This window comes from Streptomyces sp. NPDC002889, assembly GCF_042888425.1.
GTDB lineage: Bacteria > Actinomycetota > Actinomycetes > Streptomycetales > Streptomycetaceae > Streptomyces.
The window spans coordinates 43,837-62,852 of record NZ_JBIAPT010000030.1 but is presented as its reverse complement, the minus strand read 5'-3'; the positions used below and the strand labels follow the sequence as shown (position 1 = coordinate 62,852).

Below are 19,016 nucleotides of genomic sequence, written 5' to 3'. Positions count from 1 at the left end.
GATGCGCCTGCCGATCCGTCACGTTGCCAACAACCTCGTCTTCACCACCCACGGCACCACGTGGGCGATCTGGCGGGTGGCCGCCGCCAACTACAGCCACGCACCGGCCACCGCGAAGAAGCGCCGGCTGAAGGCGCTCGAGTCGCTCTTCAAGTCACTGACGGGCGAGCCGATGCTGATGTCGCTGTGCCCGCAGGTCGACCCGATCGCCGTGGTCCGCGCCATGGTCGCCGACGTCGACCTGAACAAGTCGCCGCGCTACGAGCGCCTCGGCCACGCCGTGCTGGACCAGCTCGAGAACATGGAGCTCACCGGCCGCACCGACTGGCTGGCCATCCCGCTGCCGCCGCTGTCCCGCAAGGACGCCGCCCTGTCCGCCCTCTCGGCTGCCAAGGCCGAAGTCGCGCTGCAGCTGGGCCTGATGCCCGCCCCCATCACCGCCGGCGAGATCAACCGGCGCACCGAGCAGGCCACGCGGATGCACGCCCAATGGCCCACCGGCGTGACAATGCGGCCGGCCACCGAGGCCGAAATCCTGTGGATCTACGGCCACAGTGCGCGCCGCGGGCTGGCGGAGCCGTTCCTGCCCGATGGCACCGAGTCCAAGGTGCGCGGCCGCGGCCGCACCGTCGCCGCCCTGGGCGAGGTGCTCCTCGCCGAAGGCGGCGCCAACTTCACCGACCGCAACTCCGTGCCGGGCAACCCGTTCGAGCGGCGCTTCCTGCAGGTCTCCAGCGAGTGGGGCAACTCCTACCAGGCACTGCTCGCCCTCTCCGAGATGCCGGAGGCCTTCGCCCTGCCCGGAGCGGCGTACCTGCAGCAGCTGGACGATCTGGCCTACCCGGTCGACTGGACCGCCCGGCTGGTCATCACCCCCGGCGCCAAGGCCGAGGCCAAGACACGCAAACGCGCCCGCCACCTCAAGGCCCAGGCAGCCGAGTACCAGGGCGACCCGGCCGGCCCGCCCGCCGCCCTCGCCAAGAACGAGGCCGACAACGACGAATACCGCGACCGGCTCACCGCCTCCGCCCGCGAGGTCGAGATCCGCGCCATGGTCACCCTCGCCGTCTGGGGCAACACACCGGACGACGCCCAGGACCGCGCGGCCGCCCTCGCCAGTGATTTCGGCGCGACCGACTACACCTTCGCCCGCCCGGTGGGGGAGCAGACCAACCTGTGGCACGCCATGCTGCCCGGCTGCCGCACCCCCCGGGTGATGACCGGATACGCCCAGTACCTGCTCGCCCGCGACTTCGCGATGGCCATGCCCTGGTGCGGCTCCCAACTCGGCGACGAGCGCGGCGGCCTGTTCGGCCTGCAGCTCGCCTCCGGCGGCGCCCGCCCCGTCATGGTCGACCCCGCCCGCGGCCCCCGCGAAAACGCGTCCGCGTCGATGGCATTCATCGGCGAGCTCGGCGCCGGCAAGAGCGTGGGCCTGAAGTCGGCCGTCTACAACGTGCTCGCCCGCGGGCACCAGCCCGGCAAGCCCCACTCCCGTGGCCGCGCCGTCATCGTCGACCGCACCAAAGAAGAGGAGTGGGCACGCTTCGCCAGCGCCTGCCCCGGCACCACCCAGATCATCCGCATCGACCAGAGCGCCGAAGTCTCCCTCGATCCGCTGCGCCTGTACGTGAAGGACAGCCCCAAGGTCGCGGCCCGCTTCTGCGAGAGCTTCTTGACCCTGCTCCTCGGCGTGAAGCCGATGGACCTGGAGGGCGTCGCCCTCTCCGAGGCAGTCCAGGCCGTCCTGGAGCGCCCCGAGCCGTCCATGCGCGCCCTGATGGACGAGCTCACCCGCCGCGGGGAACAGGACACCCCGGCCCGCAACCTGGCCCGCAAGCTGAAGGCCGTTGCACGCAAGGACCTCGCCGCCGTTGTCTTCGACGAGACGCTGCCGGTTGTGGACACCGCCCGGGCCGACTCCGTCGTGTTCCTGGTCAACAGCCTGGCGCTGCCGAAAAAGAGTGAGCTCGCCTCCGATCACCGCATCGAGCGGCTGGAGTTCGAGAAGGTCCTGGGCCGCTCGCTGATGTACCTGATCGCCGCCGTGGCACGCGAGACCGTCATGCGGCACAAGGACGAGTTCGGCGTCGCCGTCTTCGACGAGTGCTGGTGGCTCACCTCCAGCGACGAGGGCCTGGAGCTGCTGCTGGAGCTCATGCGCGATGGCCGTAAGCACAACGCCGCCGCGTACGTCGGCAGTCACGACCCGGACGACATCGGGCCGGCCGACAGCGAGAAGGGCGCCATCATCCGCGGCCTGATCCCGCACCGACTCCTCTTCCGCCAGACCACCCGCTCTCTGGCCTCCCGCGGACTGGAGTTCCTCGGCGTCGATGCCACCGACGCCGAACTGCTGGACCTGGTCACCGCCGGCCTGTCCCCGCTCGACCTGCCGGAAGAGGAGAAGCTCGCCCGCGCGGGTGAGTGCCTGTACCGCGACCTGGCCGGCCGGATCGGCCTGATGAAGGTACTGATCCCGATGGATCCGGCCGTCATGCGCGTCATCCACACCACCCCCAGCGACTACCGGACCGCAGCATGACCACGATCCTGAACTGGCGGATGCGAATGCGGGCCTTGGGCTCCGCCCGGCTGCGCCTAGTGCTGCTGATCGCGGCGCTCGCCGCCACGACCTTCACCCTGCTCACCTCGCTGCCCGCCCACGCAGAGCCCACCCCCACCACCACACCGAGCACGCCGACCGCCCCCGGTCAGCGCACCCCCACCCCCGAAGAGATGGAGGAGATCGAGCAACTGCTCAAGGAGCAGGGCGAGCGCCTGAGCAAGGCTGCCCAGGAAGGAATGCTCGAAGCGGAGAAGGAACGGCTGCGCAAGCTGCTGCCCGACGAGGGCGGCGTCCTCGGCGTCTTCAACGTCACGGACGCCAACGGCCTCCCGATCAGCGTCTACACCGTCAAGTCCGACACCGGCGGCCTGCTCGACTGGGACCTGGGCATCCAGAACCTGCTCACCGAACTCTGCTTCATGATCACTAAGTGGGTGATTGCGTTCTGCTGCTGGCTCATCGCCTGGGCGCTGTCCTTCGGCCTGGCCAAGCTGCTGCTCGTCCCCGTGCTCTCGGTCGCCAACAGCCTGCACACCCGCGTGATTTTGGAGATGGGCCTGCCCGCCCTCTTCCTGTCCGTGTGCGCCCTCATCTGCGTCGCACGGATCTTCTTCGGCGACAGGGCCCGCGGCTGGGGCGACGCCGCGCTGTCCATCCTCCTGGCGGCACTGACCACCACACTGCTGGCCTCCCCTCCGCAGGCCCTGCTGGGGGAGAAGACAGGGGCCATCGCTGCGACCAGCGAGTTTGCCCTGGAGGTCGCCGACGTCATCCTGGACGCCAACCCGCTCACCGACGAGAAGAACGACGGCGTCACCACCCCGGCCACCGGCAGCACCCTGGCCCGTCCGATGACCAACGCACTCACCGACGCCTTCATCGTCAAGCCGGCGATGCTGCTGCAGTACGGCAGAGTCTTCGAAAAGGAATGCGCGACCGATTACGCCGACACCCGGCTCAAGCAGCTCGCCTTCGACCGCGCCGTCCACTCCCGTACCAACAAGATCAAGAAGTACAGCGCCTACGCCGACTACCTCAGCCCGAGCTCCTGGGCGGGCCTTCCTGGCGCCTCGTCCGCCATCAACACCGGCATGGACATCTCCACCCGGTGGGCCATCGACCATTTCGGCAACCCGCCGATGGAGCGCTTCGAAGACAAGTGCGTGCCCGGCGACGTCGACGCTGCGAAGAAGGCCTCGCTCGACAAGCTCGGCGGCGGCTTCTTCCTCCTCATCGCCGCCATCATCGTCACCATCCTCATCTCTGCGCTGGCAGGCAGCTTCCTGATCGCCCAGTGCCGCATCGCCTGGGACGCCGTCCGGGGAGAGCCCGCCCTGATCGTCGGCACCATCCCCGGCGCCGGCCGCGCCTTCCTTTGGAACTGGGCCGCATCCGTCTTGCGCTCACTGGGCCAGATGCTCGTGTCTGTCCTCGCACTCGCCGTGCTCATCCTTATCGTCCAGGCCGTCCTCAATCCCGCGCTCGACCCCAGCCTCGACCCGATTCACGAGACATGGAAGGGGCGCGAACTCACGCTGCGGTTTCTGGCCGTCGACGTGGTGTGCATCGGCGCGGTGAAGAAGCGCAAGCAGCTCGCCGCCCGCTCCAAGCAGGTCGCGGACAACTTCCGCGCCAAGATGTCAGGCGCCCGCATCGGCGGCACGCACGGCTCCCTCTTCACACCGCCCGCAACCGCGACCGTGCCGAAGAACCGCCACCTCGTTCGCAGGGCCGCCCGGGGGACCGCCCGCGGGGCCGTGCGCACCGCCATGGTCGGCGTCTCCCTTGCCCAGGGCAACCCACTCGCCGCCCTCGGCTACGCCATGCCACGGACCGTCGGCGCCACCGCCCTGATGGCCCGCATCCAGACCGGCGGCCGAGGCAGCCGCCGTGGTCCGGCACGGCCAGCCGGACGCCCCGCCCCGCGTCCCGGCACTCCCGGGAACCAGCCGGGCGCCCCCGGAGCCCCGGGCAACCCGCCGCGGGGACCGCGGCCGAACACCCCCCAGGGCGGTCTGCCGCCGCAGCCCGGGCATCCACCCCGGCCTGCGCAGCCGCGGCCCGGGCACCCGCCCCGCCCCAACCACCGTCCCGGTGCCCAGCCGGCCCGCAACCGGCGGCCCGCCCGCCCCGCACAGCCCGCAGGCAATCCGTCCACCCCAGCGGCCGGCGGCAACACGGGCCGCCCTGCTCCCATACAGCGCGGCGGCGGACAACGAGCCACGCCGCACCACCAGGTCCCTGCCCAGCCCGCAGCGTCCCCGCGCCAACAGCAGCTGAGGCAGCGCCTGGACCGCGGCACTCGCCGCATCCCGCCCCGGAGCGGGTCGTGACCAAGCAGCGCAAAAAATGGCTGACCGGCAGCGCGGGTCTGCTCGTGCTGGCGATCGTCCTCATGGGGGCGATCGCCGCGCACGTCACAGGCATTGGGCAGAGCGAGGCCGAAGCCGCAGCCGCACAGGCCCAGTGCACCCCTGACGAGGCGGCGGGCATGGACGTCGACACCGCCCAAGTCGCCCAGCAGGTCAAAGCGGTGCTCGCCGGCAGCACCGGCGACGTCAAGGTCTCCGGCCTGCCCTCGCCCAAGGAGCAGATCCCCAACGCGAAGGTCATCGTGGCGACCGGCGTGCAGATGAAGATCTCGGCACGCGGCCAGGTCATCGCGCTCGCCACCGCCCTGCAGGAATCGGGACTGCGGAACCTGGACCACGGCGACCGCGACAGCCTCGGCCTGTTCCAGCAGCGGCCCTCCCAGGGCTGGGGCACCCGCGAGCAGATCCTGGATCCGGTCTACGCGTCCACCAAGTTCTACACAGCGCTCAAGTCCCTCAAGGACTGGGAGAACATGCCGATCACAATCGCCGCCCAGAAGGTGCAGAAGTCAGGCTTCCCCGACGCCTACGCCAAGCACGAACCGCTGGCCACCGCCCTGCAACAGGCCATCGCGCCGACACTCGGCACGGCGGCCGCGGGCCCCGCGGGCACCAGCCCCGCTTTCTCCGGCGGATTAGGCGGGGCAGGCTGTGTCACCCAGGCCGGCACCGACTACGGCGACATCCCGCCGGGCACCCTCCCCGAGGGCTATCAGATCCCCGCCAGCGCCCCCATGCCGGCACGTAACGCCATCCGCTGGGCACTCGGACAGCTCGGTACCCCGTACCAGTGGGGCGGCACCTGCACCAACCCGCACGGCAGTAACCCCCGCGACCGGTGCGACTGCTCCTCCCTGATGCAGCGCGCCTACGGCGTGGCCGGCATCGAGATCACACGCACCACCTACACCCAGATCAACGACGGTCGCGCGGTGCCGGCCAACGCCCTGCAGCCGGGCGACCTGGTCTTCACCGAGGGCAGCGCATCCCGGCCCGAGCATGTGTCCATGGTCATCGGGGACGGCCTGGTTGTGCACGCGCCGAAGCCAGGCCGTGTCGTCGAAGTGGCCAAGCTCTCCACCCACGGCAAGATCCTGGTGGCACGCCGGATCGGCGGGTGACCAGGGTGCGCGCGGCCGCACGTGCGGGCGATCGGCAGGGCCGGCCGTGACGCGCGCCGGGCGGCAGCAGGCTGAGCCGGTCATGCGAAAGCTGATCGCGTACGCCCTGGCCGCATCCGCGCCGGCCCTTCCTGCCCTGTCCATCCCGGCGACGCCGGCCCTTCCGGCCGCAACGGCCGCCGCGGTACACGACTTCAACTCGTGCGGCTACTACCCGAAGTCGGCAGTCCGGCCTGAAGCCCGGCACCACGGGCTGGGCCGCGAAGTCGGTCTCAAGCCGCACGTGTCCACGCAGCTGGACTCACCACGGCAGGGTCCGTCGCCGTCCCGAGCAGCCAGACAGCGAAGTAAAGGAAAAGCAAAGCCTCGTGATCGGTGTCTGAATCGGCCTTCCGTCCCGACTTGGTCCAAGTGAAGGGAGTTTTCCCCGCCCGACCAGGAGGCCACCGTGCACGCAGTGCTCCGTACGACCGCCCGGCGGCCAGCATGAAGGCCGCCGACCTGCCGGGCGCCCAGGTCTTCTTCGACGCCGTCGACTGGGCAGCCGCCCCGTACCTGGCCGCGCTGTCTCCGGTCGCCCTGGCCATCTGGATCTGCGTGGCCGTGCGGCGCGCCCGTCTCGTACGGGCCGCCCTCGCCGACCGCGTCACCGTCGAAGTCGTCCCCACCTCCACCTTCGACCCGAACGAAGGCGAGGTCGGCCGGTGGGCGCGCCAGCTCGGGCGGGTCCACCAGTCCGCCGGCGGCATCCCGGCCCGCGGCTCGGCCGTCCGGCTGCGCTACAGCGCCGAGGACGGCAAGATGCGCTGCTTCCTCGAGGGCCCGGCAACAGCGGCCGCCGTGCTGGCCATGCCCGGCTTCGCCGAGGTCGAAGTCCGCGCCCACCGCGCCCAGAAGGACATCCAGCCCGTCCGCTTCCCCACACAGCGCGAGGGGGCGAAGTGACCGCCGCGGTTGAGCTCGACTGCGACTACCCCAAGGCCGCCGCCGACGCCGACCACCGACCTGCCGCCCGCCGTTACGTCGAGCGCGCCGAGCTGGTACTTGCCCTGCCCGACCAGAAGCCGCTGGCCTCGCTGGGCCTCAATCCTGACCCGCTCCAGCAGCTGGCAGCCGCCATGGCGTCCGTAAGCGCCGAGGCCTGCGAGCGGGCCGACGTCGTCATAGACCTGGTCCCCATCCGCGAAGGACAACTCGCCCGGCGCCGGCGACGGCTGATGGGACAGTCCAAGCGCCGCGGACCCTCCGCGTACGGCGAGCGCCTGACCGGCGGCCCCGGCGGGGGAGCAGGGCCGGGATCCGTCGCCGCAGCCTGGTCCGGCGGCAAGACGACCAGCGCCCGCCAGGAGCGGCTGCCGAGGATGACCGACCTGCGTGACGGCGTCGGCAAGTTCGACCCGGCGACGGGAGCCGTGTTCGCAGTGCAGCTGCTGCTGCGGACAGAGGCAGCGCACCCGCATGCTGCCGTGGCCCGCATGCAACTACTGCTCGCCGCCTTCTCCACCACCTCCGCAGAGAACCGCCTCAAGCCGCGCCGCCCCCGCACCCGCTGGGGAATCGCCTCGTTCGACAAGCGGTTCGCCACCGGCGAGTTCGCACCCCGGAAACGGCAGTGGATGACCGTGCCCGAGCTCGCCGGATTCCTCAAACCCCCGACGGCCAAGTGCAGCGCCCCCAGTGTGGTGCGCTCGGGTGGCCTGGTACCTCCGGCGCCGTCGGAGCTTCCCGTCTACACCGGCCAGCCGGACTTGGTACCGCTCGGTGCAGTGACCTACCCGGACGGACGCGAGCGGATCGGCGCCGCACGGATGGAGGACCTGCTCTTCGGGCTGCAGCTGGGCAAGGCAGGTCACGGCAAGACCGAGGCGGCTCTGGTGCAGTGCATTGCCGTTGCCCACTCCGGTCACGGCACCTGGTTCCTGGACCCGCACGGCGAGGCATGGATGCGGGCGAGACCGTATCTGGCTCACCCGCACATCTCCTCTCGCGTGTGGGAGATCAACCTGGGCAAGGCGGAAGCGGACCAGCTGGTCGTTTCCTGGAATCCGCTGTCCATGGAGGACCGCACTCTCACCGATGTCCAGGACGTGGTGCGCTCAGTCACCGAGGGCATTGCCGCCGCCCAGGACTGGGGTGACAGCGCGCCGCGTGCCCGCACGATCCTCGCCCGCTCCGTCCAGGCACTGGCCCTGCTCAACTTGCAGGCGGTCCAGGCCGGATCCCCGCATGCTCAGTGCACGCTGTTCCAGGTGCGGACCTGGCTGACAGATGAGACCTGGCGAAAGCTCCTGCTGCCCAGGCTGCCCCGACGGGTCCAGGACTACTGGGAGAAGACCTTTCCCAGGTTCCCCCCAGAGGCGGTACCCACCGTCACCTACGTGATGGACCGGCTCGACACTTCCCAGTCCCTCCAAGGATTTTTCGGCAGCCCGCGCTCGGCATACGACGTCCGCACCGCAATGGACAATCACCGCGTCGTTTTCGTCTGCCCGTCCGGCAGCGAGAGCGACGCGCTGGTCAGCTGCCTTCTGATCCATGATCTGCACCGCGCTGGGCTGTCGCGCCAGGACACCCCGCGCGAGGAGCGCGCCACGTTCTGGGCCTGGGGGGACGAGCTCACTGCCCTGGATGCTTCCTCCAAAGGCTTCCTCGCCGCAATCGCCGAGCAGCTCCGGAAGTACGAGGTGCGCTTTATCGGAATGACGCAGATGGCTCTTCGACTGAGCGCGATCACCCGGCAGGCACTGTTGCAGAACCAGTCTCTGCTCAGCACGTGCGCGGCCGACTACGACGAGGCCGCCTTCGTCGCCCGCCGCTGGAACGGCCACGTCACCCCGGAGACCATCACCGAGCTCCCGAAATACAACTACGTGATGTCGGTCAACCTCAACGGAGTGCGGACCACGCCCTTCAGGGTCCGCGGCCTGCCCGTCGAGGACCTCTTCGCCCATTACGACAATCCGGCCGGCGTCCCCGAGCTCAACAAAGCGATCGACACCAACCTCCAGCGCCGACCTCTCGGCGAGATCCTCGCCGAACTTGAGGACCTGGACGACGCCGTCCTCTCCCACCACACCGGCCGCCGGCCCAGCCTCGGGACCGCCGGCGACCCCACCACCTTCGTCGACTAGAGCGGAGCTCCCACATGCCCTACCCGCACACCGGCCCCACGGGGCTCGGCCCAATCGCCCAGCAGGCCGTCCAAGTCCTCTACCAGCACCGCCTGGTCTCCACCCGACAGCTCCACCGACTCATCACCCCTCACCACACCCGCACCGAGTACCTGCGCCGACAGCTCCACACCCTGCGCACAGCAGGCCTCGCTGAAACCGTCGGCCGGCGCTCAACGGGGCAGACCGAACTGCTGTGGTGGCTGACCGAAAAGGGCGCCCAGGCGGTCGAATCGGTCGGTCTGCTGCCCCAGCGCCCCTACCGCATGAGCCCCGAAGCGGCCCTCGGCCCACTGCAAGAGCACACCCTCGCCACCGTCGAAACCGGCCTGGCCTTCGTGGACTGGTCCCGTCGCCTCGGCCACGAATGCGGCCCGCTCGACTGGTCCCCGGAGACCGCGCACCACTACCGCGACGACTCCCGCCCCGGCGAGGACCTCACCCTCATCCCCGACGCCGTCCTCAACTACGTCCACACCGACCAGAAAGCCAAGCAGCGCACCCTGCTCACGTTCTTCATCGAAGTCGACCGCACCCAGATGACCATCGCCCGCCTCGCCCAGAAGCTCCACGCCTACGCCGCCTACCACGAGTTCACCCCCCAGCCGCCGAGCGGTCGCGGCCCGCGCCCCGTGCGGCGCACCTCTTCCACGCCAGCCTGGCGCAGCCGCTACCCGGCCTTCCCGCGCCTGCTCATGGTCCTCACCGGCGCCTCCGATACCCGTCTGGCCCGGCGCATCGCCGACCTGCGCAGCCTCGCCGCCAGCCACCCTGCCCTCACCAACACCGGGCTGCGGGCCGGCGTCACCACCCTGAGCCAGCTCCAGCACCGCGGCCCCTTCGACGCGATCTTCACCCCGGTCCTCGGACCGGGGCAGCCGGCAGACGCCTGGCTGCGCCCCGTCACCGTCGCCGCTTGAACCGAAAGGCACGTCATGCGCTTCACTCGCTTCACCCCGGTCCCCGCCCCTGCTCCGGCACGACGACCGCGTGCCTGCGACGAACTCGGCGCCATCGCCAAGCCGTTCTCCCCGCTGATTGGGGAACTGCTCGCTCTCTATTGCCACGCGCCCCATCGGTCTGCTGTCACAGCAGGAAAGCTGCCGCGACGAATATCAACTCACAGCACGCCAGATCGTTCCGCGCCTGCTCGACGGCTGGCAAAGCCAGACGGATGGGCACGGGAGGTTAGACGACCTTCTCATCCAACCCCGAGAAGTGAAGACCTCCTGTCCCTGCACGCACCAGGCGCCGTGCCGGTAGCGCTCCCAGGGCGCTGCCCCTGCACAGCACTCCAAGAGCCCCTCGGCCGACGGACCCGAACCAGCCGGACCTCGAGCGGCTCAGACACGACCAGCTCCAGGAGTGGAACTGCGCGCTGTGTGGAGCCCGGCTCTACCAAGACCGATCGCTCGCCATCTTCCGCCCCGACACGGCTCGGCTGCAGACGCCAACCGGCCTGTGGGGCTGCGCTCCCATGTGCTGATGAGTCGACACTGTTGCCGCTCGCGAATCGCCGGGGTACGTCCCGCTGGACGGGACGACCGACCAGTTCGCTTCCGGGCAGCCCGCCGTTGGGGCACTGTGGCGTGTTTAGTACCGTCCTGTGGTCCTGAACTGCCCGAATAAAGCTGGGTAGTTGGAGGATCGTTGCGTAACGTATGGGAACAGACCGACCGCTTGTGGCGGTTGAGGCCGCGACGGGGTCCTCGCCCTGGGCAGCATGCCGCAGGTCGACAGACACCGTTGAGTGACACACGGGGAGGCGCAGTGGCACTGTCGGCACGATCAGGTCCAGCACTACTTCGCGTACGAAATGGCTCGCGGACCAAGGCACTTCTCTTCCTGGCCTTCGCCCTGGCGGCCGTTTCGGCGTGCAGTTCAGACAGGTCGGCAGACAACGACCCGAAGGCGTCCCCGACGCCGTCCGCGACCAAGTCGGCGGACCCGACGGAGACCGCGAAGAACGAGGCCATCGGCGCGTACCGCAACTACTGGCAGCAGATGGAAAAGACCTTTGCGAGCGGCACCTCTGAGGGCACCGATCTGAAGAAGTACGCCGCCGCGACCGCGCTCATCGTTGCTGAGGACGCCGCGAAGAACAGGCACGCCAAGGGGCAGATGATGACCGGTAGCGTCACCGTCGAAAACCCCACGGTCACAAAGATCGACATCGACCGCAAGGTGCCTAGCACCACGCTCTCCAGCTGCCTGGACATCACCCGCTGGAACGTTGTCGAACGTGCTGACAACAAGCCGGTACCGCTCCCCTCGCAGCGCCTGACCAGGTACGTCATCGTATCGACTGTCGAAAAGTGGCCCGACGGCTGGAAAGTCATCAAGGACGAACCCCAGGCGAAGCCATGCTGAGTACTTGGCGCCCCGCCGCGATGACGCTGGTGGCCGTGACTGCGTTGGCGATTCCGTTCCAGGCCCTCGCGGCGCCCGGAGGCGAGAAAGATAACTGCGAGGCCCCGGAGGACCCGTTCGTCTGCGTGGGCGCAGGAACCCCGGAGAGGCCGCCGGGTGAGCGACCCGGCGGAATGGGCGGCACTGGGGGATCCGGGGGCGGCTCCAACAGCAGCCGGGTATGCACCTACGAGAAGATGGTCCCCGAGCCACCCGCAGACAGCAGTGTCTGGGAAGGACACAAGCCCGGGGACGGCGCGGTCTATATCGAGCGCTGCTTCGAGAAGAGCGACCCAGCTGGCACGACGGTGGTGCGCATCTTCTGGTCAAAGCAGCAGCCCGCCGCGGCACCAGCGGTCGACTCTGCGGTTCTCGCCCAGCAGGCTGTCGACAAGATGCTGCTACGTGGCCCCGACATCGGCATAACCCCGAAGCCGGGCGGCAGGGGGGTGGTCGGAATGCCTGTCTACATGTGGACCACGACAGGCCCCGAGACCTACGGGCCGAACACGGCCAGCGCGACAGCTGGCCCCGTCAGCGTGACCGCCACGGCGAGGGTCTCGAAGATCGTGTGGCAGATGGGCGACGGGAAGACGGTTACCTGCACTACGGCCGGGACTCCCTATAAGGCCGAGTACGGCAAGAAGCCGTCCCCGGACTGCGGTCACCGCTACAACGTTCCTTCTTCGACCACCTCGTCCGGGAAGTTCCACGTGACCGCGACGTCCACGTGGACGGTCGACTGGCAGGTGACCGGCGGCGGCCAGACCGGTGAGCTCACCGAGATCCGCGACAGCGCCGTGGACATCACCGTTGCCGAGGTCCAGGTCCTCAACTAGCGCACCTGCTCAAGAACTCGAGAGGCTTTTCACCGCATGGAATCCCCCGCTGCGCCGTCGGTGCCGCGCCCGGCCGTCCCGGCACGCCCCGAGGTACCCATCACCACCGCCGCGCCGGTCAAGCGGGAGCGCCGCTGGTCGGTCGCCGCGCTGTGCATCGTCCTGGCCGTCCTCGCCGGTCTGGGCGCAGCGGCGGCGGTTACTTCCGCCAGCGATCGGACCAAGGTCTTGGCCATCGCTCGTGACGTTCCGGCCGGCCAGGCTCTGACGGCAGCCGACCTGATGGTGGCCGAGGTGAGCGCCGATGCCGCTCTCACTCCCGTACCCGCCTCGCAGAAGGCGTCCATGGTGGGCAAGCGGCCGGCCGTCGACCTGCGCAAGGGTGGCCTGCTCACCACCTCCCAGCTTGCCGAGGGCACGGGCTTGGGTGACGACAGGCAGCAGGTCGGCGTCCAGGTCAAGCGCGGCCAGGCCCCGGCCGGGGCCCTTGCCCCCGGCGACAAGGTCCTCGCCGTCACCACCCCCGCCCAGGGCGAGCAGACCAGCTCCAAGGAGGCCGAGGCGCCGCCGTCGACCATCAGTGCCGTTGTCGTGACCGTCTCCCGCCCGGACGCCTCCGGGAACGTTGTGGTCAACCTCGCGGTCGCGACCACGGACGGGCCGCTGCTGGCCACCCGCGCAGCCCAGGGCCGCATCGCCATCGTGCGTGAACCGCGGAGCAGCTGACATGCCGGTCACCGCGCTCGTCTCCGCCAAGTCCTGCGGCGTCACCACCGCCGCGCTCGCCCTCACCCTCGCTTCGAAGCGTCCCTCGCTGCTCGCCGAGTGCGACCCGGCCGGGGGGACTATCAGGGCCGGCTTCCTGCAGGGCGAGGTCGGCGCCGGGTTCGGCCTCTACCATCTGGCCGCCGCCGAACGCACCGGGCCGGACGCCCTTGCCCAGGCATTCGCCAGTCACCTCTGGCCGATGGACGAGGCCGGGCACCGCAAGCTGCTGCCCGGACTGACCGACCCCGCCCAGGCCGCCGCGCTCGGCCGGACCTGGCCCGCCTTGTCGGAGGTCATGCACGTCCTTGCGGACGAGGCAGGATACGACGTCTACATCGACGCCGGCCGCCTCGCGCTCGAGTCCGGCCGCCTCCACACGACCCTGACGCCGGCCCCGCTGCTGCACCAGGCCGACCTTGTCCTGCTCGCCGTCCGCGGCACCGAGCAGTCCCTCACCCTGGCCCGGCACCTCATCGACCCGCTGCGCACCGAACTGGCCGAACGAGGCAGCGGACCGGACGCGCTGGGGCTGCTGCTCATCGAGGACGGTCCGTACCGCGCCCACCAGGTCGCAGAAGCCCTCAAGACCCCGGTCCTGGCCGGACTTCCCTTCGATGCGGCCACGGCCGGCTACTTCACGGCTGGCGGCCGCCCGCCCCGCGGCTACGGCCGCAGCCCGCTGCTGCGTCACGCCCGCACCGCCACCGAGCAGTTCGAGGCAGCCGCCTCCCGTCGGCAGATCCAGCAGCAGTACCCGCCCAGGCACGCCAACCCGCAGTTGGCCGGTGTCCTGCAGCGGCTGAGCGAGAAGGGAGCAACGCGTGGCTGACACCCAGCAGCGCCCCGGCGCGGGCGGCCAGCCGGCGCCCATGGGCCGCGAGGACATCGCCGGCCTGCTTGCCGGACGGATCGGCCAGCGCCGCCCCGACGAGCCGGGACCTACCCCTGTCATCGAGCCTCCCGCAGTGCCGGCAGTTGCAGCGACGGCGGCGGCTGTGCCGCGGCTGGCAGGCCTGCCTGGCGAGATCCCGGTCGGCTGGGACGTCATCGAAGACCTCCAGGCCCAGGTGTCCCAGCAGCTCAGCGCCAACGACCCGGACAAGCTCCTCGAAGAGGCCGACCGCCGCGCGCTGGCCAAGTCGTTGGTGCGCAACGCGGTCGCGGACTGGGCCACCAAGTACGCCCAGGGCAACACCCCGCTGACCGCCGAGCACGAAGCGGCGATCGGTACCGCAGTCTTCGACTCCATGTACCGCGGCGGCCGTCTGCAGTCCCTCTTGGACCAGGACGGGGTCGAGGACGTCATGGTCGACGGACTGCGCGCCCACGTCGAGTACCACGACAAGCCGCGCCGCACGATCGAGAAGGTCGCCGACAGCCACGAAGAGCTGATCACCTGGGTCAATCGCATGGCCCGCCTGTCCGGCCACGGCGAGCGCGGCCTGACCCAGGCCACCCCCATGGTGGGCTTCCGCATGCCCGACGGCTCCCGCGTCACCGCAAGCCTGCTCACCACCCGCCCGTCCGTCGTCATCCGCCGGCACCGCATCCGCCAGCACGGCATCGCCGAACTGGTCCAGTGGGGCTCCATCAACCCCATCCTCGAGCGGTTCCTGACCGCTTGCGTCCACGCCAAGATGAACATCCTGGTGGTGGGCGACATGGGCGCCGGCAAGACCTCGCTGCTGCGCGCGCTCGGCCGGGAGATCCCGCCCTCCGAACGGCTCGTCACGCTGGAGTCCGACCGCGAGCTCTACCTGGACGAGCCCGGCCCCAAGCCCGGCCCGGTCACGTACGCGTTCGAGGCGCGGCAGTCCAACGGCGAGGTCCGCGGCGGCGAGAAGGCCGGCGAGGTCACCATCTCCGACATGTTCGCCACCGCCCTGCGGTACAACGCCACCCGCGTCATCGTCGGCGAGGTCCGCTCCACGGAGATCGTGCCGATGCTGCAGGCCATGAGTGCGGGCGGCTCCGGCTCGATGTGCACCCTGCACGTCCGCCGGCCGCACGCCATCGTCAGCCGCCTGGTCCAGCTGTGCACCGAGGCCGACATGGCCACCGAGGCCGCGCACCACCTGATCGCCTCCTCCATCGACCTGGTGGTCTACCTGACCTACCTGGACGAGACCGCGATCGGCGGCCGTAAGCACCGGTTCGTCTCCCACATCTACGAGGTCCACGACGTCGTCGGCGAAGGCGGCCGCCCGGTCACCACCGAACTCTTCGCCCCCCAGGGCGGGGAGCCGCGCGCCATCTACAAGAACATGCCCAGCTTCATCGACGACCTGGAGCGCACCGGCCTGTTCCACCGCCAGTGGCTGACCGACAACCCGTACGGCGCGTGGCTCGGGCCGCTGCAGAGGGTGGGCCGGCGATGAACACCTCCCAGCTCGCTCTCGTCGCGGCCTGCTGCGCCGTACTCACCCTGCTGGCGGTCTTCGCCGCCGTCCGCGAAATCCGCGGCCGTGTCCCCGACCCGGCCAAGCCGAAGTCCCCTACGACTCACCGGATCCAGCGTGCGAAGGCCGAACTGCCGCAGACATGGCAGCGCCGCTGGCGCCACCTTGTCACCACCGCGGGCATCGTCACTCTGGTGGTGTGGGCCTGGACCGGCTGGCCCGTCCACGGCATCCTCGCCGGCGCCGCCGTGCTCGGCCTGCCCTACGTCCTCAACCCCGGCACCGCCGCCACGCTGCGGATCGAACGCCTCGAAGCGCTCGCGCAGTGGCTCAATCACCTCGCCGGCGTCCACCAGGCCGGCATCAGCCTTCCCCAGACGATCCAGGCCTCCGCGAAAGCCGCACCCGCACCGATCGCGCCGAACGTGCGCGCCCTGGCGGACAGGCTGCGCTCCGGCCTGGAGGCGCAGGACGCCTTCGCCCTGTTCGCCGACGAGCTCGCCGACGGCGTCAGCGACCACGTCGTCCTGCTCTTCCAGTCCCACGCCGTCTACAAGGGCCCCGGCCTCTCCGACGCCCTCGAGGCGCTGGCGGTCACGATCCACCAGCAGGCCGCCGACGCCCGCGACATCGAGGCCGACCGCGCCAAGGTCCGCAAAAGCTCGCGCATGGTGTCCATCGTCATCTGCGTCGTCGTGGTCGGCTGCATGCTCAACGACGCCTGGTCCGGCTGGTACCAGTCCCCCCTCGGGCAGATCGTCCTCGCCGCCCTCGGCGGCGCCTTCGCCTGGACCCTGTCCTGGCTGCGCCGCATCGCCCGCACCCAGCCCGACCCGCGGCTCATCGGCCCGCTGCCCGCCAATGCCCAGTTCACCGTGACGGGAGGCGTCCGATGATCCCCGTGGAGGCCGTCCTGCCCGCAGCCGCCGCCGGAGCACTCATCGGTCTGGCCGTCCGCGCCGCCCTCCCCGCACGCCGCGACCTCGCCTCCGCCCTGGACCGCCTGGACGTGTCCAAGACCAGCCGCCCCCTGCTCCCCGCGGCGGCTCCCAAGACGACCGGCACCGTGCAAGAACGCGTCGGCACGCGGCTGCTCGGCGAGCTCGGCGGCCGCCTCACCCTCCCCGTCAAAGACCTGAACCTGCTGAGCATCAGCCCGGCCGAACACCTTGGAAAAAGGTTCCTGTTCGCCCTGTACGGGCTGTTGCTGCCGCAGCTGCTCCAGGCCCTGCTCGCCCTGGCAGGCGCACCCTTCCCGTACGCTGTCCCCGCTCTGTTCTCCCTCGCCCTGGCCGGCCTGTTCTGGTTCTGGCCCGGCAAGGAAGTCGCCCGCGAGGCAGCAGCGGCCCGCCTCATCGTCCGGCACGCCGCCGCCTCCTACCTGGAGCGCGTCGCGCTCGCACGGATCGCCAACTCGGGCGCCGCGCAGGCCCTGACCCAGACCGCGGAAGTCGGCGACGGCTTCATCTTCGTCCGCATGCGGCAGGTCTTCCACCAGGCCGACCTCGCCGGCGTCACCGTCTGGGACGCCCTCAAGCAGCTCGGCGACGAGCTCGACATCCCCGAGCTGACCCGCCCCGCCGACACCCTGGCGCTGGCCGGCGACGGCGCCGCCGTCTACACCACTCTCCAGGCCCAGGCCCGGCAACTGCGCATCGCTCTGCTGTCGGACGCCAAGGCCCAGGCCAATGCGGCGAGCGCCGCGATGATCCTGCCGGTCACCTTCGGCGTCATCCTCATGCTCGTCTTCGTGATGATCCCCATCACGCTCACCATCCTCGGAAGCTGAAGGAGCAGAAGCACCCATGGACATCCAGACCCTGACCGTGTGGATCCGCGGCCGCTACGAAGCGCTCAAGGCCGGCAAGGACGCCGGACAGACCTCCACCGAGCTGGCCCTGATCGCCGGCGCCCTGCTTGTCGGCGCGGGCCTGCTGGTGCTGGCCATCCGAACCAAGCTCGCGGAGAAGATCGGCATCATCCAAGGCGGCTGACCAGCCACTGCCACGACCACGAGGGGAGGACCAGGCGTGAGATCACGGATGCTGAAAGGTCTGCGAGGCTTCATCCGCCGCCGGCTGCAGGGCAACGACCGCGGTTTCGGCAGCGTCGAGTTCGCGGTCCTGGCCGTCGTCGTGCTCGCGCTGATCTTCACCGCCATCCAGGTCGGCCTGTACTACCACGCCCGCAAGGTCGCCCAGTCCGCCGCCCGCCAAGGCGTGGAAGCCGGCAGGCAGTTCGGCGCCGGCGAGGGCGACGGCGTCGTCCAGGCGCAGACGTTCCTCAACCGTTTCGGCGGCAGCGTCCAGGGCGCGAGCGTGTCGTCGGCCGGCAGCACCGCACAGGAGATCCGCATCACCGTGCGCGGCCACGTCGCCACTCTGGTCCCCGGCCTGACGCTGGACGTCGTTCAGCACGCCGACGCACCTGTCGAGCGCTGGACCAACCCATGAGGGCCCGAACCTGCGGTCAGCGGCCGGCGCGGGGGCTTCGCCGCGACCGGGGCTCCTACGCGTTGGAGACAGCCATTCTCGCACCCGTGATGATCGGGCTGCTCCTGCTGATGATCGCCTTCGGGCGGGTGACGGACGCTGACGGCGCGGTGGACTCCGCAGCCCGGGCGGCTGCCCGCGCCGCCTCCCTGGAGCGCGACGCCGGCAGCGCACAGGCCGAGGCGCAGGCCGCGGCGAACCGCAGCCTTCAGGGGGAGGGCATCACCTGCCAGACCTCCAGCGTCGTCGTCGACACCTCCGGCTACGCGCTCGACATCGGCCTGGAGGCGAACGTGACCGCGACGATCGCCTGCACGGCCAACCTCTCCGACATCGGGCTGCCGGGCCTGCCCGGCGCCAAGACACTCACGGCGTCGTGGACCAGCCCCATCGACACCTACCGGGGGCGCGGATGAACACCCTTCGCCGGTTCGTGGCGCGGCGCCGCGCGGCACTGTCCGCCCCTCGCCGCGACCGCGGTTCCATGTCCGTGTTCTTCGCCCTGTCGACGCTCGCGATCCTGATGGTGATGGGCTTGCTCGTCGACGGCGGTGGCGCCCTGAACGCGGCCAACCGGGCCACCTCCCTGGCCCAGGAAGCAGCCCGCACCGCCGGCCAACAGCTGGACCCGGCCCAGGCGATCGAGGGCACCGCCATCACCATCGACCCGGACGCGGCCGTCGGGGCTGCCCAGGACTACCTCGCCGCCGCTAACGTCCAGGGCACCGTCGAGATCACCGACGGCGGGCAGAGTCTCACCGTCACCGTGACCGACACCTACGACACGTTCTTCGCGCAGTTCGTGGGCAAAGGGACGATCAACGTGACCGGCACCGCGAAAGCCCAACTGCAGACCCAAACTGGAGGCTAGCCGCGC

At 70.3% G+C, this 19,016-nt stretch carries 17 protein-coding genes; all 17 read left to right on the top strand.

Annotated features, from left to right (window positions below; translation table 11 throughout):
• Position 1: 1 nt before the first annotated feature.
• The 17 genes from ACFYWI_RS33060 (at position 2) to ACFYWI_RS32980 (ending at position 19,010) form a co-directional block, all read left to right on the top strand.
• Complete coding sequence (locus ACFYWI_RS33060; protein ID WP_389239457.1) at positions 2-2,545, top strand: ATP-binding protein; 2,544 nt, start codon at positions 2-4, stop codon at positions 2,543-2,545.
• Positions 2,542-4,902, top strand: a complete 2,361-nt coding sequence (locus ACFYWI_RS33055) for a hypothetical protein (RefSeq protein ID WP_389239456.1) — start codon at positions 2,542-2,544, stop codon at positions 4,900-4,902. The genes ACFYWI_RS33060 and ACFYWI_RS33055 overlap by 4 nt, the downstream gene beginning before the upstream one ends.
• A 62-nt stretch (positions 4,903-4,964) precedes the next feature.
• Positions 4,965-6,062: a C40 family peptidase gene (locus ACFYWI_RS33050; protein ID WP_389239485.1), complete on the top strand. Its 1,098-nt coding sequence runs from the start codon at positions 4,965-4,967 to the stop codon at positions 6,060-6,062.
• Between the two features lie 486 nt (positions 6,063-6,548).
• The gene (locus ACFYWI_RS33045) at positions 6,549-7,007 is read left to right on the top strand and encodes a hypothetical protein (protein WP_389239455.1); all 459 of its coding nucleotides are present in this window, start codon (positions 6,549-6,551) and stop codon (positions 7,005-7,007) included.
• Positions 7,004-9,193 carry an ATP/GTP-binding protein gene (locus ACFYWI_RS33040; protein ID WP_389239454.1) on the top strand — a complete coding sequence of 730 codons (2,190 nt, stop codon included), beginning with the start codon at positions 7,004-7,006 and terminating at the stop codon, positions 9,191-9,193. The genes ACFYWI_RS33045 and ACFYWI_RS33040 overlap by 4 nt, the downstream gene beginning before the upstream one ends.
• A gap of 14 nt (positions 9,194-9,207) precedes the next feature.
• Complete coding sequence (locus ACFYWI_RS33035) at positions 9,208-10,152, top strand: replication-relaxation family protein (protein ID WP_389239453.1); 945 nt, start codon at positions 9,208-9,210, stop codon at positions 10,150-10,152.
• An 850-nt stretch (positions 10,153-11,002) separates the two neighbouring features.
• Entirely contained in the window at positions 11,003-11,602 is a 600-nt protein-coding gene (locus ACFYWI_RS33030) for a hypothetical protein (protein ID WP_389239452.1), read from the top strand.
• Positions 11,596-12,480: an ATP/GTP-binding protein gene (locus ACFYWI_RS33025; RefSeq protein ID WP_389239451.1), complete on the top strand. Its 885-nt coding sequence runs from the start codon at positions 11,596-11,598 to the stop codon at positions 12,478-12,480. The genes ACFYWI_RS33030 and ACFYWI_RS33025 overlap by 7 nt, the downstream gene beginning before the upstream one ends.
• 36 nt (positions 12,481-12,516) lie before the next feature.
• Positions 12,517-13,206, top strand: coding sequence for an SAF domain-containing protein (locus tag ACFYWI_RS33020; RefSeq protein ID WP_389239450.1), 690 nt, complete (start codon positions 12,517-12,519; stop codon positions 13,204-13,206).
• Between the two features lies 1 nt (position 13,207).
• Positions 13,208-14,077 carry a hypothetical protein gene (locus tag ACFYWI_RS33015; protein ID WP_389239449.1) on the top strand — a complete coding sequence of 290 codons (870 nt, stop codon included), beginning with the start codon at positions 13,208-13,210 and terminating at the stop codon, positions 14,075-14,077.
• Positions 14,070-15,626 carry a CpaF family protein gene (locus ACFYWI_RS33010; protein ID WP_389239448.1) on the top strand — a complete coding sequence of 519 codons (1,557 nt, stop codon included), beginning with the start codon at positions 14,070-14,072 and terminating at the stop codon, positions 15,624-15,626. The genes ACFYWI_RS33015 and ACFYWI_RS33010 overlap by 8 nt, the downstream gene beginning before the upstream one ends.
• On the top strand, positions 15,623-16,543 hold the full coding sequence (locus ACFYWI_RS33005; RefSeq protein ID WP_389239447.1) for a type II secretion system F family protein: 921 nt from the start codon (positions 15,623-15,625) through the stop codon (positions 16,541-16,543). The genes ACFYWI_RS33010 and ACFYWI_RS33005 overlap by 4 nt, the downstream gene beginning before the upstream one ends.
• Positions 16,540-17,436: a type II secretion system F family protein gene (locus ACFYWI_RS33000; RefSeq protein WP_389239446.1), complete on the top strand. Its 897-nt coding sequence runs from the start codon at positions 16,540-16,542 to the stop codon at positions 17,434-17,436. Before ACFYWI_RS33005 ends, ACFYWI_RS33000 begins: the two co-directional genes overlap by 4 nt.
• 16 nt (positions 17,437-17,452) lie before the next feature.
• Positions 17,453-17,641 carry a hypothetical protein gene (locus tag ACFYWI_RS32995; protein WP_389239445.1) on the top strand — a complete coding sequence of 63 codons (189 nt, stop codon included), beginning with the start codon at positions 17,453-17,455 and terminating at the stop codon, positions 17,639-17,641.
• A gap of 36 nt (positions 17,642-17,677) precedes the next feature.
• Positions 17,678-18,100, top strand: a complete 423-nt coding sequence (locus ACFYWI_RS32990; RefSeq protein ID WP_389239444.1) for a TadE/TadG family type IV pilus assembly protein — start codon at positions 17,678-17,680, stop codon at positions 18,098-18,100.
• Complete coding sequence (locus tag ACFYWI_RS32985) at positions 18,097-18,555, top strand: TadE/TadG family type IV pilus assembly protein (RefSeq protein WP_389239443.1); 459 nt, start codon at positions 18,097-18,099, stop codon at positions 18,553-18,555. Before ACFYWI_RS32990 ends, ACFYWI_RS32985 begins: the two co-directional genes overlap by 4 nt.
• Positions 18,552-19,010 (top strand): TadE/TadG family type IV pilus assembly protein, encoded by a 459-nt coding sequence (locus tag ACFYWI_RS32980; protein ID WP_389239442.1) that lies wholly within the window; start codon positions 18,552-18,554, stop codon positions 19,008-19,010. The genes ACFYWI_RS32985 and ACFYWI_RS32980 overlap by 4 nt, the downstream gene beginning before the upstream one ends.
• Positions 19,011-19,016 lie beyond the last annotated feature (6 nt).

What these genes read in the sequence shown, in the direction of transcription:
- ACFYWI_RS32980 (WP_389239442.1), top strand. Translation starts at nt 18,552, where the DNA reads ATGAACACCCTTCGCCGGTTCGTGGCGCGGCGCCGCGCGGCACTGTCC.
- ACFYWI_RS33015 (WP_389239449.1), top strand. Translation starts at nt 13,208, where the DNA reads ATGCCGGTCACCGCGCTCGTCTCCGCCAAGTCCTGCGGCGTCACCACC.
- ACFYWI_RS33020 (WP_389239450.1), top strand. Translation starts at nt 12,517, where the DNA reads ATGGAATCCCCCGCTGCGCCGTCGGTGCCGCGCCCGGCCGTCCCGGCA.
- ACFYWI_RS33055 (WP_389239456.1), top strand. Translation starts at nt 2,542, where the DNA reads ATGACCACGATCCTGAACTGGCGGATGCGAATGCGGGCCTTGGGCTCC.
- ACFYWI_RS33060 (WP_389239457.1), top strand. Translation starts at nt 2, where the DNA reads ATGCGCCTGCCGATCCGTCACGTTGCCAACAACCTCGTCTTCACCACC.
- ACFYWI_RS33025 (WP_389239451.1), top strand. Translation starts at nt 11,596, where the DNA reads ATGCTGAGTACTTGGCGCCCCGCCGCGATGACGCTGGTGGCCGTGACT.
- ACFYWI_RS33050 (WP_389239485.1), top strand. Translation starts at nt 4,965, where the DNA reads ATGGGGGCGATCGCCGCGCACGTCACAGGCATTGGGCAGAGCGAGGCC.
- ACFYWI_RS33000 (WP_389239446.1), top strand. Translation starts at nt 16,540, where the DNA reads ATGATCCCCGTGGAGGCCGTCCTGCCCGCAGCCGCCGCCGGAGCACTC.
- ACFYWI_RS33005 (WP_389239447.1), top strand. Translation starts at nt 15,623, where the DNA reads ATGAACACCTCCCAGCTCGCTCTCGTCGCGGCCTGCTGCGCCGTACTC.
- ACFYWI_RS32995 (WP_389239445.1), top strand. Translation starts at nt 17,453, where the DNA reads ATGGACATCCAGACCCTGACCGTGTGGATCCGCGGCCGCTACGAAGCG.
- ACFYWI_RS33045 (WP_389239455.1), top strand. Translation starts at nt 6,549, where the DNA reads ATGAAGGCCGCCGACCTGCCGGGCGCCCAGGTCTTCTTCGACGCCGTC.
- ACFYWI_RS32985 (WP_389239443.1), top strand. Translation starts at nt 18,097, where the DNA reads ATGAGGGCCCGAACCTGCGGTCAGCGGCCGGCGCGGGGGCTTCGCCGC.
- ACFYWI_RS33035 (WP_389239453.1), top strand. Translation starts at nt 9,208, where the DNA reads ATGCCCTACCCGCACACCGGCCCCACGGGGCTCGGCCCAATCGCCCAG.